The following is a 14,512-nucleotide window of genomic DNA, read 5'->3' as shown; positions in this document are numbered from 1 at the left end:
GTAAAAATTTTGAAAGGCGCATCAACGCGCCTTTCAGTTAATGGGCATGAAAAGATTATGCGGCAGTAACGACTGGTGTAATAAATGCCGGTGGCGGCGGTGCGCCAGCCGATGTTGTCAGGATTTCATAGCCCGTTTCGGTCACCAGCACGGTATGTTCCCACTGCGCTGACAAACTACGGTCTTTGGTGCGGATAGTCCAGCCATCGCCCATTTCGCGAATGTCGCGACGTCCGGCATTGATCATCGGCTCGACCGTAAAAATCATCCCGGCTTCTAGTCTCTCAAGTGTGCCGGGGCGACCGTAATGCAGAACTTGTGGCTCTTCATGGAAGACTTTACCGATTCCATGTCCACAAAACTCGCGAACCACGCTGTAGCCAGCTTTTTCTGCATGCTGTTGAATCACGTGGCCAATATCGCCTAAATGCGCGCCTGGTTTGATTTTGGCAATCCCTAGCCACATACATTCGTAGGTGATGTCGCCGAGGCGTTTGGCCATGATTGATGGTTCGCCAGCATAAAACATCCGGCTGGTATCGCCATGGTAGCCATCTTTAATGACCGTAATGTCAAGATTCACTACGTCGCCATTTTTTAACACTTTGTCGCCCGGAATACCATGGCAGATGACGTCGTTTACCGACGTGCAGATGGCCTTCGGATAGGGCGTGTAGCCTGGTGGGCAATAATTCAGCGGTGCCGGGATGGTGCCTTGCACATTCATCATGTACTCGTGGCAAAGGCGATCAAGTTCGCCGGTCGTCACGCCAACTTTGACGTGCGGCGTAATGTAATCAAGCACTTCAGAGGCAAGCTTGCCAGCAATGCGCATGCCGGCGATATCTTCAGGCGTTTTAATGGAAATTGAGGACATAGGTAGGTAATTTGATATGAAATTGCAAACTTGCGTTCGCAGAAACGTAAAAGGGGAGGCAAAACCAACAAAATCAGAGATTTTGCGGCGGACCTGAATAAAGATAGATTATAGACGAGACTAGGGGGATGCAAGACTTGAAGGATTACCTTGTTTTAGGGTAGAATCTCCGGCTAGCCTGAATTGGTATTCATGCGAAGTAGTAATTTGTACACCAAGTATGTTGCAGTAACTCGTTGTTTTAAATCGCGAATCCGCTCGAAAAGGGTGCCTTTCTTGTTTTACAAGACTGGTGACTGAGCAGATTCCAGACCCAACCCTGGAGAAAATTATGTCAGTAACAATGTTAGAAATGCTGGAAGCCGGCGTCCATTTCGGTCACCAAACTCGTTTTTGGAATCCAAAGATGGCACCGTACATCTTCGGTCACCGCAACAAAATTCACATCGTCAATCTGGAAAAAACCCTTGGTATGTATCAAGAGGCGATGAAGTATATTCGCCAATTGTCATCCAATCGCGGCAACATCCTGTTTGTCGGCACCAAGCGTCAAGCGCGCGAAATCATTGCTGCTGAAGCTGCACGTTCAGGTTCGCCATTCGTTGATCAACGTTGGTTGGGCGGCATGCTGACTAACTTCAAAACGATCAAGACTTCAATCAAGCGCCTGAAAGAAATGGAAGCATCGATTGCTGACGGTTCAGTTGAGAACCTGAGCAAAAAAGAAGGTTTGATGTTCCAGCGCGAAATGATCAAGCTGCAAAAAGCTATCGGCGGTATTAAAGATATGGGCGGTATTCCTGACGCAATCTTTGTTATCGACGTTGGCTATCACAAAGGCGCAATCACTGAAGCCGCAAAACTGGGTATCCCGGTTATCGGCGTGGTCGATACTAACCACTCACCAGAAGGCGTAACTTACATTATTCCTGGTAACGATGATTCGTCTAAAGCAATCGCTTTGTACGCACGTGGTGTTGCAGATGCAATCATTGAAGGCCGTGCTAGCGCCGTCAATGAAGTAGTTGAACTGATCAAAGGTAACGCTGATGAGTTCGTTGAGGTAAACAACGCACAGGCGTAAATCCTGAGATTGAAGTAATACACTTCAACAATAAAAGGGGGCAGCGATTGCCCCTTTTTTTGTATAACCGAATAATTTTTGACTGATGGTACAAGTGATTGTTAGCTGGAGCGCGTCGATCGTTTAAGTGATGAATGACGAATGTTGACGAATGCGGCAAGTTTGTACCGATTGATCTAGGAGAATGAAATGGCAGTAATTACTGCAGCACAGGTTGGTGAGCTGCGCGCAAAGACTGATGCGCCGATGATGGAATGTAAAAAAGCATTGACCGAAGCCGAAGGCGATATGGTCAAAGCAGAAGAAATTCTGCGCGTTAAGTTGGGCGGCAAAGCATCTAAAGCAGCTTCCCGTATTACTGCAGAAGGCGTTGTTTCAGCCTTTATCGCTGGCGGTGTTGGTGCACTGGTAGAAATTAACTGCGAAACTGACTTTGTTACTAAAAATGACGAGTTCATTGCACTGGCAAATGCCTGCGCTAAATTGGTCGCAGAAAACAATCCAGCCGATGTTGCTGCGTTGTCAGCTTTGCCTTTGAATGGTGGTACTGTCGAATCAAAACGTGCAGAATTGATCGGCCGTATTGGTGAAAATATGTCGATTCGTCGTTTTCGTCGTTTTGAAACGAGCGTTAAATTGGCATCTTACTTGCACGGCACCAGCATTGGTGTAATGGTCGAGTATGATGGCGCGAACGAGCAAGTCGGTAAAGATGTTGCCATGCACATCGCAGCCATGAAGCCGGTATCGCTATCGTCGGATCAAGTGCCTGCAGAGCTGATCGAAAAAGAGCGCTCGGTTGCAACGTTGAAGGCCGCTGAATCCGGTAAGCCTGCTGAGATCGCTGCAAAAATGATCGAAGGTTCGGTACAGAAATTCTTGAAAGAAGTTTCTCTGTTAAATCAATCTTTCGTCAAGAATGACAAGCAAACCGTTGAGCAAATGCTGAAAGAAGCAAATTCCAGCGTCAAGTCATTTGCGATGTTTGTGGTGGGTGAAGGCATTGAGAAAAAAGTAGACGACTTTGCAGCAGAGGTTGCAGCAACTGTTGCTGCTGCCAAACAAGCTTAAGTAATAAGAAATAGCGGGCCGCAAGGCCCGTTTTTTTGGTTGTCGGGATTTTTTTGTGCTTTATGCGAACTAAGTGGCGGCCTAAGGAATCTGTTAGGCGCGTGCGTGTTAGCTAGTTTGCAATAACCCGGAAATTTGCACACTGCGCTGGCCGTTGATTGCGATGCGATTCGTCTTCAAAATAGCATCGTCATCAAGCCGACGGGATAATAAAAATACGTAATAATTAAATTGTTAATCGGAATAGATCGAAGGACTCAGACCATGACCAAACCAGCATATAAGCGTGTTCTCCTTAAGCTCTCCGGTGAAGCCCTGATGGGTGAAGATGCCTATGGCATTAATCGAGTGACCATTGATCGGATGGTTGCGGACGTTGCTGAAATTGCCGCTCTGGGCGTAGAGCTGGCGATAGTGATCGGCGGCGGAAATATTTTCCGAGGTGTAGCACCGGGTGCGCAGGGAATGGATCGGGCGACTGCTGATTACATGGGAATGTTGGCCACCGTGATGAATTCGCTGGCTTTAGCTGACGCGATGCGGCAGGCAGGATTGACTGCACGTGTTATGTCAGCGATCAGTATTGAGCAAGTGGTCGAGCCATATGTGCGACCAAAGGCCTTGCAGTATCTGGAAGAAGATAAAATTGTTATCTTTGCAGCCGGAACTGGGAATCCATTTTTTACGACTGATACTGCTGCCGCATTGCGCGGTTCAGAAATCGGTGCAGAAATTGTACTTAAAGCGACTAAAGTCGATGGTGTATATAGCGCTGACCCACAAAAAGACCCAACCGCAACGCGTTATACAACTATCTCGTTCGACGAGGTCATTACTAAACATTTGCAAGTAATGGATGCCACCGCATTTGCATTATGTCGGGATCAGAAATTGCCAATTAAGGTATTTTCTATTAATAAACCTGGCGCATTGCGGCGTGTGATTATGGGCGAGGATGAAGGCACGCTGGTCCACGTTTAGTTCAAAAAAATTGATTGTCATAGTTCTAACTGTGGTTGAATATAAACCTATCTAATAACTACTACAGTCATGCGCAAATAAGAGGTGTGTTTAGTAGTAAAGATTAGGCAGATTTAAATAAATTGTTTAAAGATTAAGTTTAAGAATAGGAGAGCAGCATGAGTATTGCTGACGTTAAAAAAAATACCGATCTGAGAATGCAGAAGTCGCTTGAGACTTTGCGTGCAGATCTTGCTAAAGTTCGTACCGGTCGTGCACATACCGGTATTCTTGACCACGTTCAGGTTGAGTACTACGGCAGTCCTACTGCGTTAAGTCAGGTTGCGAATGTGACGCTGATTGATGCGCGGACTATTGGAGTTCAGCCATTCGAAAAGAAAATGATCGCCGTTGTCGAAAAAGCCATTCGCGAAGCCGATCTGGGCCTGAATCCATCAACGCAAGGTGAGATCATCCGCGTGCCAACACCACCGTTGACAGAAGAGCGTCGCAAGGAAATGGTCAAATTGGTAAAAAGCGAAGCCGAAGACGCAAAAATTGCTATTCGAAACATTCGTCGTGATGCCAATGAAGGTTTGAAGAAGCTAATTAAAGATAAAGAATGCTCCGAAGACGATGAGCGTCGGGCACAAGACGATATTCAAAAATTGACTGACAAGGCTGTTTCGGATGTTGATAAGCAGGTCGTGGATAAAGAAAAAGAAATTTTGACGGTATAAAAAGTGTCGTTTGCTGTCTGAGAGCCTGATGCAGGTCTTCATGCCGTGCATTCGGTTCTAAACAATAATTTTTATTTCAATTTCATGACTCATTCAAGTTCGACGCTATCGGTGCCGATTAACTCGGCAGTTCCTCGGCACATTGCGATCATTATGGATGGGAATGGGCGTTGGGCGACGCGCCGGTTTCTTCCGCGTTTCGCCGGTCATGCTAAAGGCGTTGAAGCCGTACGCAATATCGTCGAGGCTTGTGCAACGCGCGGCGTCGAGTATTTGACTTTGTTCGCTTTCAGCTCTGAAAACTGGCGCCGTCCTGAAGAAGAAGTGTCATTGCTGATGCGTCTTTTCGTCACCGCGCTAGAGCGCGAAGTCGGAAAAATGCATAACAATGGCATTCGGCTCAGAGTTGTCGGCGATCTCAGTCGGTTCGATACCAAATTGCAGGAAATGATCGCTAATGCAGAGCGTAAAACTGTTAACAATACGAATCTGACATTGACCATTTGTGCCAATTATGGCGGCCGATGGGATGTTATGCAGGCGGTCCAAAAAATGTTGGCGGAGGGCGGATCCGACACAGGCGTCGCATTCACGGAAGATCAATTGGCGAAGCATCTGGCTATGGCTTACGCGCCGGAACCTGATTTATTCATCCGTACCGGTGGCGAGCAACGAATTTCCAATTTTTTGTTATGGCAACTTGCCTATAGTGAGCTGTATTTTACCGATACCTATTGGCCCGATTTTAATGGTGCGGAACTAGATAAAGCGATCGTATCCTACCAGCAGCGTGAACGCCGTTTCGGACGAACCAGCGAACAGTTGGAAAAGCAAAAAAAGGCTTCCTGATGTTAAAAACGCGGGTCATTACAGCGCTGTTATTGCTGGCAGTGTTGCTGCCAATTCTCTATTTCAATTATTTCCCCGGATTCGCAGTGGTTGCCGTACTTTTTTTTGCGGCTGCCATTTGGGAGTGCGCCCGCGTTTTCGGTGCCGTTGGCAATCGTGCCTTGGCGTATGCGCTCGCTGCGATGGTGTTATTGATTTTGGTGGTTGTCAGAGGCGGTGGCGCAAATATCGGCTTACTGTTTACGCTTTGCGTCGCGCTGTGGTTTTTGCGGTTCACCCCCGCACTGGGATTCGGCTTACCACCGCTAAAAAGCATAGGCAGCCATATCGTAGGCTTTACTTACGCCATCTCGATATTCGGTTGTTTTCTTGCTATTCTAGGATTATTTCTCCATTCTCCGCTGTATTTGCTATCGGTGATGACGATTGTCTGGGTTGCCGATATTGGCGCTTATTTTTGCGGTAAAGCGTTTGGGTCGCGAAAATTGGCACCTTCAATTTCTCCCGGTAAGTCGTGGGAGGGGGCAATCGGCGGTTGGCTACTGGTGCTGTTAATCGCGGGTCTCATTTGTGTGACTCCCGTTGCAATACCATTGGCAGATACTTTTCCAGTACAGCTTTTTAATGTTTGGGGTTGGTTAGGCCTGGTCGGCGTCATGACACTTTTGGTTGTTGCGAGCGTTATTGGTGATTTATTCGAGTCAATGCTGAAACGCCGGGCCGGTGTCAAAGATAGTAGCCAGTTGTTGCCGGGCCATGGTGGTGTCTTGGATCGAATCGACGCACTTATCCCAGTGCTTCCGTTGGTGGCGCTGCTAGGTTTCTGGTTTTAAGGTCGCTGATGCAAAATATTACAATTTTAGGTTCTACAGGCTCAATAGGCGTTTCCACGCTTGACGTACTTGCGTTGCATCCTGATCGTTATGCTGTTTATGCGCTGACCGCGCACACGCGGATTCAACAATTAGCGCAGCAATGTGCGCAATTCAAGCCTCAGGTTGCCGTGGTTGGCAATGCAGATTCCGCTAAAGAGTTATCGCGGTTATTGCTGGCAAAAGGGCTCACGACTGAGGTTACCTACGGTGAGCAGGCTTTGTGCGATGTGGCAAGCGCATCTGGTTGCGACACCGTTATGGCCGCTATTGTCGGTGCAGCAGGGCTGGCATCCTCCTTAGCAGCGGCTCATGCCGGGAAAAAAATCCTTTTGGCAAATAAGGAAGCGCTAGTCATGTCGGGTCAGTTGTTCATCGATGCTGTTCGTAGCAGTGGTGCAACGCTGTTGCCGATCGATAGTGAGCATAATGCGGTTTTTCAATGTTTGCCAGAGTCGTATCAACGTGATCCGGCGGCGATGGGTGTTGTCAAAATTTTATTGACCGCTTCCGGTGGCCCGTTTTTACACAGATCGGTAGAAACGCTTGATACCGTGACGCCTGCAGAGGCGGTAGCGCATCCTACATGGGTAATGGGACGCAAGATTTCGGTGGATTCTGCCACCATGATGAACAAAGGATTGGAAGTGATTGAGGCGCACTGGCTATTCGGCGCGCCTGCTAGTCAAATTGACGTAGTGATTCATCCCCAAAGTGTAATTCATTCGATGGTTTCTTATATAGACGGGTCAGTTTTGGCGCAGCTTGGCAATCCTGATATGCGTACACCAATTGCATACGCGTTGGCATATCCCGAGCGTATTGCCTCTGGGGTCGTACCGCTTGACCTGACTGCCATTGGGCAATTGCAGTTTACCAAGCCCGATCTCAATCGCTTTCCTTGTTTAAAACTCGCGTATGATGCACTGTTAGCTGGAGGTTCAGCTGCTACGGTATTGAACGCGGCTAACGAAGTCGCTGTCGAAGCATTCTTAAACGGGAAAGTTGGATTTCGCATGATAGACCAATTAATTGCTCGCACTATGGATAAGTTGCCGGTGTCCGATGTGACTGATATCAACTCACTGCTTGAGCAGGATCAACTGGCTCGGTCGGCAGTTCGTGCATTTATCTCCTGATGGTATTTCTACAAACAATATTAGCTTTTGTCGTTGCGCTGGGATCGTTGGTTATCATCCACGAACTCGGCCATTACTCGGTTGCGCGCTTGTGCGGCGTGAAAGTTTTACGCTTCTCTGTTGGGATGGGGAAAATAGTTTTTTCGCGCCGGTTTGGCGCTGACCAGACTGAATGGGCAATCTCGATTTTGCCTTTAGGTGGCTATGTAAAAATGCTTGACGCCCGCGAGCAAGACATTACGGGCATGTCTCCGGCTGACCTCAAGCGTGAATTTACCCGGCAATCTGTTTGGCGGCGCATGGCTATCGTAGCTGCAGGTCCGTTGGCAAACTTCATCCTTGCCATTTTGTTATTTGCAGGTTTATATATTCACGGCATACCTGAGCCGACTCCCAAATTACGAACTGTCGCCGAGCAAACCGTGGCGTATCAGGCCGGTTTGCGCGGTGGTGAGCTGGTGACAGCGGTCAATGGCCAGCCGATTCAGATCTGGTCGGATTTGCGTTGGAAGTTACTGCAGGCAGCTTTAGAGAAGGGTAGTGTCAAGCTTGACGTGCAGCACCCGAATACAGGTCCGTCTGGCGGTAATTTGCTGGATACCATCACTTTGCCACTTGATAGCGTTCGCCCGAAGGATTTGGAGGGGGATTTTTTAGGTAAGCTCGGGATTGACTTAGCGCGACCAAAAGCAGTGTTGGGCCGGGTAATGCCGGATGGCCCAGCGATGAAAGCTGGTTTGCGTGACGGTGATTTAATTACGGATGTTAACGGCGTGGCGATCAGCGACGGCTTGGCATTGGTTGAAAAAGTGAGAGCCTCGCCGGACAAGAAATTGACTATCGCTGGCGTTCGAAATGGACAAAAGTTTCAGCTAGACGTGACGCCAGAGCGACAAGAGGTTAAGGGTGAAACCTTCGGTCTGATTAAGGTTGAAGTCCCATTGGCACCGGAAATGATTGTTGCAAGCAGCTCTCCTGTGGCAGCTCTTGTAAAAGGCACGCAAAAAACCTGGGACAGCAGCGTTTTGACCCTAAAAATGTTGGGGAAAATGTTGGTTGGGCAGGTTTCATGGAAAAATATTACGGGTCCGATCACGATTGCCGATTATGCCGGACAGACTGCACGTGTCGGCGCAATTAGTTATCTCAGTTTTATTGCATTTATCAGCATCAGTTTGGGGGTAATGAATTTGCTACCCATCCCAGTTTTAGATGGCGGTCTTTTGCTGTATTATTCGGTGGAAGTTTTGACCGGACGCCCTGTTCCACAACGGTTTGGGGAAATTGCCCAGCGCGCAGGTATAGGTATTTTGTTGACGTTGATGGCAGTGGCTATGTTTAATGACATTGTTCGCCTTATATTTTAGTAAGGACTGGCGCAAAAACTGACCCAGCGGCGGTATGCTTTTTAGTTGCTTAGTGGTATTGCCTACTGCTGATGTTTTACTAGAACAGTTTTGTGTAGGTCCTATAGTCCGATAGTGCTGCATTTTGTTATGGTTTTTAATGACAAAGTGCATCCCAGGGTTTTCTTCTTGTCCGACAACATAGTCGACAAGGACATTGATAACAAACGATCGCTAATGAAATTACATTCCCAGCATTTCCCTTTGTCGATTCTTCCCCGTCGTTTGATCGCTATCGCAGCTTTCGCCCTTTGCTCAGGACAGGCAATGGCGGTGCAGCCTTTTGTTATTAAAGATATTCGGGTTGAAGGTATTCAACGGACCGAAGCTGGTACCGTTTTTAATTATTTACCTGTTCGGGTCGGCGAAACCTTTGATGATGACAAAGCGATTGCTTCGATCAAAGCGCTTTACGCTACCGGCTTCTTTAAAGACGTCCGCGTCGAATCCGACGGGAATGTTTTAGTGGTCATGGTCGAAGAGCGACCGGCAATCGCCGGTGTCGCATTCTCGGGCACGAAAGAATTCGATAAAGATCAACTTACCAAAGCATTGAAAGAAATTGGTGTTGGTGAGTCTCGTATTTACGATAAAGCATTGGTAGATCGGGCTGAACAAGAGCTCAAACGCCAATATTTGTCGCGTGGCTTATACGGAATGAAAGTGACGACAACGGTAACGCCAGTTGAGCGGAATCGCGTCAATATCAACTTTGCAGTAGATGAAGGCGAAGTCTCTCGCATTAAGCAAATTAATTTTGTAGGCAATAAGGTGTTTTCGGATAAAAAGTTGCGCGAGCAGCTAAACCTCCGTTCCCCAGGCTGGTTCACTTGGTACACCAAAGCCGATCAATACTCGAAAGAAAAGTTGGCTGGCGATATCGAGACTTTGCGTTCATATTATTTGAACCGCGGTTATATCGAAATGCAGATCGAATCCAGTCAAGTTTCTATTACCCCTGATAAAAAAGATATTTACGTTACGTTAAATATTAAAGAAGGCGATAAATTCACTGTCTCCGACGTCAAACTAGAGGGCGAAATGTTTGGGCGTGAAGCCGAACTGAAGTCTTTGGTGCAGCTGAAAAAAGGCGATGTATTCTCTGGTCAGAAATTGACAGATACCACTAAGAAAATTTCTGAGCGCCTTGGAAATTTTGGTTATGCATTTGCTAATGTGAATGCTAATCCCATCCTTGATCGGGATAAAAAAGAAGTCGCATTCACAATTGTGGTTGATCCGGGTAAACGCGTCTACGTACGCCACATCAATATCGTCGGTAATACGAAGACCCGTGACGAAGTAGTGCGTCGCGAGTTCCGCCAATTTGAAGACTCTTGGTATGACGGTTCGAATATTAAGTTATCGCGTGATCGCGTCGACCGTCTGGGTTATTTCAAAGACGTCGGTATCGAAACGCCTGAGGTTCCTGGTACTTCCGATCAGGTTGACGTCACGATGGCAGTCACTGAAAAACCGACCGGCAACATTATGGTCGGCGCTGGTTTCTCGCAAACGGATAAAGTCAGTCTGACGGGTTCGATTCAGCAACAGAATGCGTTTGGTAGTGGCAATACGATCGGTCTTGACGTTAATACCAGTCATACCAATCGGACCATTGCGATATCACAAACTAATCCGTATTTCACCGATGATGGTGTCAGCCGCACTTATGATCTGTACTTGCGTACAGTGAGTCCCTCTGTTTACACTCAGGGTGACTATAAAGTCCGTTCCGTCGGTACTGATGTGAAATTTGGTGTGCCGTTCTCGGAACTGGATACCATTTTCTTCGGTATCGGTGTCGAAAATACAAAGGTGTATGCAGATGGCCTGAGCCCGAGTCTTTATCAGCAATATGTTGCTGACTTCGGCCACGGTGCTATTGATCCTACAACCGGCTTCCTGGTAAATCCAAGCTCTGCCGATACGACTAGTTTCCCGCTGACAGCAGCCTGGCAGCGCGATAGTCGAGACAGCGCACTGGTTCCGACTAAAGGTCGTTATCAACGCGCAAATCTGGAAGTGTCGGCTGTCGGTAGCCTGCGTTACTATCGTGCAAGTTACCAGCATCAATATTTCCAACCATTGTTTGGCAACGCTGTAACGCTGGCAATGAACGGTGAAGTTGATTACGGCGCAGGGCTTGGTGGTGCTGCATACCCAGTGTTCAAGAATTACTATGCAGGTGGTATTGGTACCGTCCGTGGTTTTGAAGGTTCGACGCTTGGTACTAAGGTCGATCAATACGGTGATTCATTGGGTGGTGCCAAGCGGATATTTGGTAATCTAGAGTTGCAGTTCCCGTTCCCAGGTTCTGGGAATGACCGGACCCTGCGCTGGTTTACATTCCTGGATGGTGGACAAGTATTTGCGGATAAAACACCAATGTCATTCAAAGACTTACGGTATTCAACAGGTTTCGGCTTAAGTTGGGTTTCCCCAATTGGCCCACTGAAGTTGAGCTGGGGTATGCCTTTGAATGCTAAAACAGAAATTATAAATGGTACAACGGTCGCTGATAAAGTTCAGCATTTCCAATTCCAGTTAGGTACTGGATTTTAAGAAATGGCGCAGTTGTACAAGAATGGCATAATGCTTAATTTGAATAGCGGAGAACGGCTTTGAAGTCTCTAACTAAATCATTCGCCTCGCTAAAGTCGGTTGCGATTCTGGCCCTTTGCTTGGCCGCAGTCGCACCTGTGCATGCGCAGGAAGGCTCAAAAATCGCTTTTGTGAGCAATGAGCGTATTTTCCGCGAGGCGGCCCCTGCTAAAGCAGCGGATGCCAAAATTCAGGCGGAATTTTCTAAGCGCGATAAGGATTTGCAGGATTTGGCAGCACGTCTTAAGGGTATGGCTGATAAATTGGATAAAGACTCTGCAGTTATTCCAGAGTCAGAGCGTCTGAAGCGTCAACGTGAGTTAGCCGATCTGGACAAAGATTTCCAGCGTAAACAACGCGAGTTCAGAGAAGATCTGAACCAGCGTCGTAACGAAGAGTTGGCAGTTGTCTTAGAGCGTACCAATAAAGTTATCAAGCAAATTGCCGATGCCGAGAATTATGACATCGTCTTTCAGGATGCCGTCTACGCTAACAAGCGTATCGATATCACTGATAAAGTGCTGAAAGCACTCAACAAGTAATCACATAAGGCCACAATGAGCACTCGGCTGAAACAACTGGTCGAAAGCTTGGGCGGGCAGTTAATTGGCGATGCGGATATTCAGGTATCCGGCATCGCGCCGTTGAGCGACGCAACGGCGGCACATATTACTTTTCTCTCCAATCCCAAGTTTCGATCTCAAGCTACCCAAAGTCAGGCCGCGGCGATTATTTTATCTCCGGCAGACGATGCGGTTGTTAGCGCAGTTTATAAGGGCGCCCGTATAGTCACCGCGAATCCTTATGCCTATTTCGCGCGAACTGCCCAATTTTTTGCTGCGCTAAATGCGCCTGTAACGCCATCCGGTATTCATCCATCGGCGGTCGTTGATCCATCTGCATCGGTAGCGGCAACGGCCTGTATTGGCGCTAATGTGGTGATTGAGGCTGAAGCGGTGATAGGCGCACATGTGCATATCATGGCAGGGTGCGTGATTGGTCGTGCGGTATCGATAGGCGCAATGACCCGCTTGCATGCGCATGTCACCATTTACGCAGGGTGCGAAATTGGTCAGCGCGGTATCATTCATTCAGGCGTAGTCATAGGCGCTGACGGCTTTGGATTCGCCAACGATGCTGGTGCCTGGGTAAAAATTCCACAAACTGGCCGCGTCCTGATCGGCGATGATGTTGAAATCGGTGCGAATACGACCATAGACCGTGGCGCATTAGCCGATACCGTCATCGAAGAAGGGGTTAAGCTGGACAATCAGATTCAGATTGCCCATAACTGCCACATCGGTGCCCACACCGCGATTGCTGCATGTGTCGGAATCGCAGGCAGTGCGACGATCGGTAAATACTGTTCCATCGGTGGTGCCGCTATGATTCATGGACATATAACGATCGTCGATCATGTGCACGTATCGGCTGGCACGCTGGCGTTGCGCTCCATTCTTGAGCCAGGTCAGTACACAGGTTTCTATCCCATTGCAAAACATCGCGACTGGGAAAAATCAGCGGCGCTAGTGCGTAATTTGAGCACTATGCGTGAGAAAATCCGGACTCTGGAAAAAACAATCGAACTGCTTACAGAAAAAAATAATGAACAGTCTTAATAACGGTCTCGACATCAGTCAGATCAAAGAATATTTGCCCCACCGCTACCCGCTTTTACTGGTTGATCGCGTGCTGAGTTGGGAGAGTGGTAAATCGATTACCGCGATCAAGAACGTGACGATCAATGAAGAGTTCTTCAACGGGCACTTCCCGAATAAACCGGTCATGCCGGGTGTATTGACGATTGAAGCGCTGGCACAAGCTGCCGCGCTGCTGTCATTTTTGAGCGATGGTCGCAAGCCGGATGAAAATACCGTTGTGTATTTTCTGGGCATTGATAAGGCGCGTTTTCGTCGTCCGATTGAACCGGGCGATCAGATCAAGCTTGAAGTTGAAATTTTACGTGTTGTGCGCGGTATCTGGAAATACAAAGCGATTGCCACCGTAGACGGCGAATTGGCCGTTGAGGCAGAGTTTATGTGCACCATGCGTCACGCCGTAACGCCGGTACATGCCGCGGTCGCTCCGACTAATCCTTCCGCCTAATTGCCGATGAGCAGAATTCATCCTACTGCCGTTGTCGATCCGAATGCGGTGCTCGATAGTTCGGTCGAAGTTGGCGCTTATTCGATCATCGGACCCAACGTGACCATCGGTCCCGGTACCAAAGTTGGCCCCCATGTGGTGATCGAGGGCCATACCAGCATTGGTCGCGACAATAACTTTTTCCAGTTTGGCTCAATCGGTGCGGCACCGCAGGACAAAAAATATGCAGGCGAACCAACGCGTCTGGAGATCGGTGACGGCAATACAATCCGTGAATTCGTAACACTAAATCGCGGGACGTCCCAAGATGTCGGTGTAACACGGCTCGGTGATGATAACTGGGTCATGGCTTACGTGCATGTGGCGCACGATTGTCAGATAGGCAGCCACACCGTCATCGCAAACAATGCAACGCTGGCCGGGCACGTACATATCGGGGATTGGGTGCTGCTGGGTGGCTTTACGACGATCCATCAATTTTGTCGTATTGGCGCACACGCAATGACTGCCTTCACCGCGGCAGTGAGTCAGGATGTTCCTCCGTTTGTAACCGCCGCTGGTAATCGGGCTGTTCCCGCAGGAATTAATAGTGAAGGCCTGCGCCGTCGCGGTTTTAGCGGAGAACAAATCCTGACGATCAAGCGTGCTTACAAACTCATTTACCGCTCCAGTCTTCCTTTAGCAGAGGCTACGGCTGCGTTAGAAGCTGAGGAAATGAAATCATCTGATTCCGCACAGTATCTTCGTATGCTGCGTGAATTTATAGGTTCATCAAGCCGTGGCATTATTCGCTGACGTGCCCAA

General features: G+C 48.3%; 14 protein-coding genes. 13 read left to right on the top strand and 1 reads right to left on the bottom strand.

Annotated features, from left to right (window positions below; all coding sequences use genetic code 11):
- Positions 1–55: 55 nt before the first annotated feature.
- Positions 56–877 (bottom strand): type I methionyl aminopeptidase, encoded by an 822-nt coding sequence (map, locus tag C7W93_RS05850; protein WP_108439179.1) that lies wholly within the window; start codon positions 875–877, stop codon positions 56–58.
- 331 nt (positions 878–1,208) lie between these two features.
- Here map and rpsB point away from each other — a divergent pair, with 331 nt between their 5' ends.
- The 13 genes from rpsB to lpxA all read left to right on the top strand — a co-directional run bounded on the left by rpsB (position 1,209) and on the right by lpxA (position 14,503).
- A complete protein-coding gene (rpsB, locus tag C7W93_RS05845; RefSeq protein ID WP_108439178.1) occupies positions 1,209–1,961 on the top strand; it encodes a 30S ribosomal protein S2 in 753 nt (250 codons plus the stop codon).
- Positions 1,962–2,150: 189 nt separating this feature from the next.
- Positions 2,151–3,032, top strand: coding sequence for a translation elongation factor Ts (tsf, locus tag C7W93_RS05840; protein WP_108439177.1), 882 nt, complete (start codon positions 2,151–2,153; stop codon positions 3,030–3,032).
- Positions 3,033–3,296: 264 nt separating this feature from the next.
- Positions 3,297–4,013 (top strand): UMP kinase, encoded by a 717-nt coding sequence (gene pyrH / locus C7W93_RS05835; RefSeq protein ID WP_108439176.1) that lies wholly within the window; start codon positions 3,297–3,299, stop codon positions 4,011–4,013.
- A 158-nt stretch (positions 4,014–4,171) separates the two neighbouring features.
- A complete protein-coding gene (gene frr / locus C7W93_RS05830) occupies positions 4,172–4,732 on the top strand; it encodes a ribosome recycling factor (RefSeq protein WP_108439175.1) in 561 nt (186 codons plus the stop codon).
- 84 nt (positions 4,733–4,816) lie between these two features.
- Positions 4,817–5,581: a polyprenyl diphosphate synthase gene (gene uppS, locus C7W93_RS05825; protein WP_108440501.1), complete on the top strand. Its 765-nt coding sequence runs from the start codon at positions 4,817–4,819 to the stop codon at positions 5,579–5,581.
- Entirely contained in the window at positions 5,581–6,414 is an 834-nt protein-coding gene (locus C7W93_RS05820) for a phosphatidate cytidylyltransferase (protein WP_108439174.1), read from the top strand. Before uppS ends, C7W93_RS05820 begins: the two co-directional genes overlap by 1 nt.
- 8 nt (positions 6,415–6,422) lie before the next feature.
- Positions 6,423–7,592 (top strand): 1-deoxy-D-xylulose-5-phosphate reductoisomerase, encoded by a 1,170-nt coding sequence (ispC, locus tag C7W93_RS05815; RefSeq protein WP_108439173.1) that lies wholly within the window; start codon positions 6,423–6,425, stop codon positions 7,590–7,592.
- Positions 7,592–8,959, top strand: coding sequence for an RIP metalloprotease RseP (gene rseP, locus C7W93_RS05810; protein ID WP_108439172.1), 1,368 nt, complete (start codon positions 7,592–7,594; stop codon positions 8,957–8,959). The genes ispC and rseP overlap by 1 nt, the downstream gene beginning before the upstream one ends.
- A gap of 216 nt (positions 8,960–9,175) precedes the next feature.
- Positions 9,176–11,563: an outer membrane protein assembly factor BamA gene (gene bamA / locus C7W93_RS05805; protein ID WP_108439171.1), complete on the top strand. Its 2,388-nt coding sequence runs from the start codon at positions 9,176–9,178 to the stop codon at positions 11,561–11,563.
- A 59-nt stretch (positions 11,564–11,622) separates the two neighbouring features.
- Positions 11,623–12,144 (top strand): OmpH family outer membrane protein, encoded by a 522-nt coding sequence (locus C7W93_RS05800; protein WP_108439170.1) that lies wholly within the window; start codon positions 11,623–11,625, stop codon positions 12,142–12,144.
- Positions 12,145–12,159: 15 nt separating this feature from the next.
- On the top strand, positions 12,160–13,221 hold the full coding sequence (gene lpxD / locus C7W93_RS05795) for a UDP-3-O-(3-hydroxymyristoyl)glucosamine N-acyltransferase (RefSeq protein ID WP_108439169.1): 1,062 nt from the start codon (positions 12,160–12,162) through the stop codon (positions 13,219–13,221).
- The gene (gene fabZ / locus C7W93_RS05790) at positions 13,208–13,708 is read left to right on the top strand and encodes a 3-hydroxyacyl-ACP dehydratase FabZ (RefSeq protein ID WP_108439168.1); all 501 of its coding nucleotides are present in this window, start codon (positions 13,208–13,210) and stop codon (positions 13,706–13,708) included. The genes lpxD and fabZ overlap by 14 nt, the downstream gene beginning before the upstream one ends.
- 6 nt (positions 13,709–13,714) lie before the next feature.
- Positions 13,715–14,503 carry an acyl-ACP--UDP-N-acetylglucosamine O-acyltransferase gene (gene lpxA / locus C7W93_RS05785; RefSeq protein WP_108439167.1) on the top strand — a complete coding sequence of 263 codons (789 nt, stop codon included), beginning with the start codon at positions 13,715–13,717 and terminating at the stop codon, positions 14,501–14,503.
- The last annotated feature ends 9 nt before the right edge of the window (positions 14,504–14,512 follow it).

This window comes from Glaciimonas sp. PCH181 (genome assembly GCF_003056055.1).
GTDB lineage: Bacteria > Pseudomonadota > Gammaproteobacteria > Burkholderiales > Burkholderiaceae_D > Glaciimonas.
Note: the sequence above shows the minus strand (reverse complement) of the source record. Positions and strands in the feature narration are given on the sequence as shown.

Excerpts from the sequence above, each read along its gene's own strand:
- rseP (WP_108439172.1), top strand. The coding sequence starts at position 7,592 with ATGGTATTTCTACAAACAATATTAGCTTTTGTCGTTGCGCTGGGATCG.
- rpsB (WP_108439178.1), top strand. The coding sequence starts at position 1,209 with ATGTCAGTAACAATGTTAGAAATGCTGGAAGCCGGCGTCCATTTCGGT.
- uppS (WP_108440501.1), top strand. The coding sequence starts at position 4,817 with ATGACTCATTCAAGTTCGACGCTATCGGTGCCGATTAACTCGGCAGTT.
- map (WP_108439179.1), bottom strand. The coding sequence starts at position 877 with ATGTCCTCAATTTCCATTAAAACGCCTGAAGATATCGCCGGCATGCGC.
- frr (WP_108439175.1), top strand. The coding sequence starts at position 4,172 with ATGAGTATTGCTGACGTTAAAAAAAATACCGATCTGAGAATGCAGAAG.
- tsf (WP_108439177.1), top strand. The coding sequence starts at position 2,151 with ATGGCAGTAATTACTGCAGCACAGGTTGGTGAGCTGCGCGCAAAGACT.
- C7W93_RS05820 (WP_108439174.1), top strand. The coding sequence starts at position 5,581 with ATGTTAAAAACGCGGGTCATTACAGCGCTGTTATTGCTGGCAGTGTTG.
- fabZ (WP_108439168.1), top strand. The coding sequence starts at position 13,208 with ATGAACAGTCTTAATAACGGTCTCGACATCAGTCAGATCAAAGAATAT.
- pyrH (WP_108439176.1), top strand. The coding sequence starts at position 3,297 with ATGACCAAACCAGCATATAAGCGTGTTCTCCTTAAGCTCTCCGGTGAA.
- lpxD (WP_108439169.1), top strand. The coding sequence starts at position 12,160 with ATGAGCACTCGGCTGAAACAACTGGTCGAAAGCTTGGGCGGGCAGTTA.
- bamA (WP_108439171.1), top strand. The coding sequence starts at position 9,176 with ATGAAATTACATTCCCAGCATTTCCCTTTGTCGATTCTTCCCCGTCGT.
- lpxA (WP_108439167.1), top strand. The coding sequence starts at position 13,715 with ATGAGCAGAATTCATCCTACTGCCGTTGTCGATCCGAATGCGGTGCTC.
- ispC (WP_108439173.1), top strand. The coding sequence starts at position 6,423 with ATGCAAAATATTACAATTTTAGGTTCTACAGGCTCAATAGGCGTTTCC.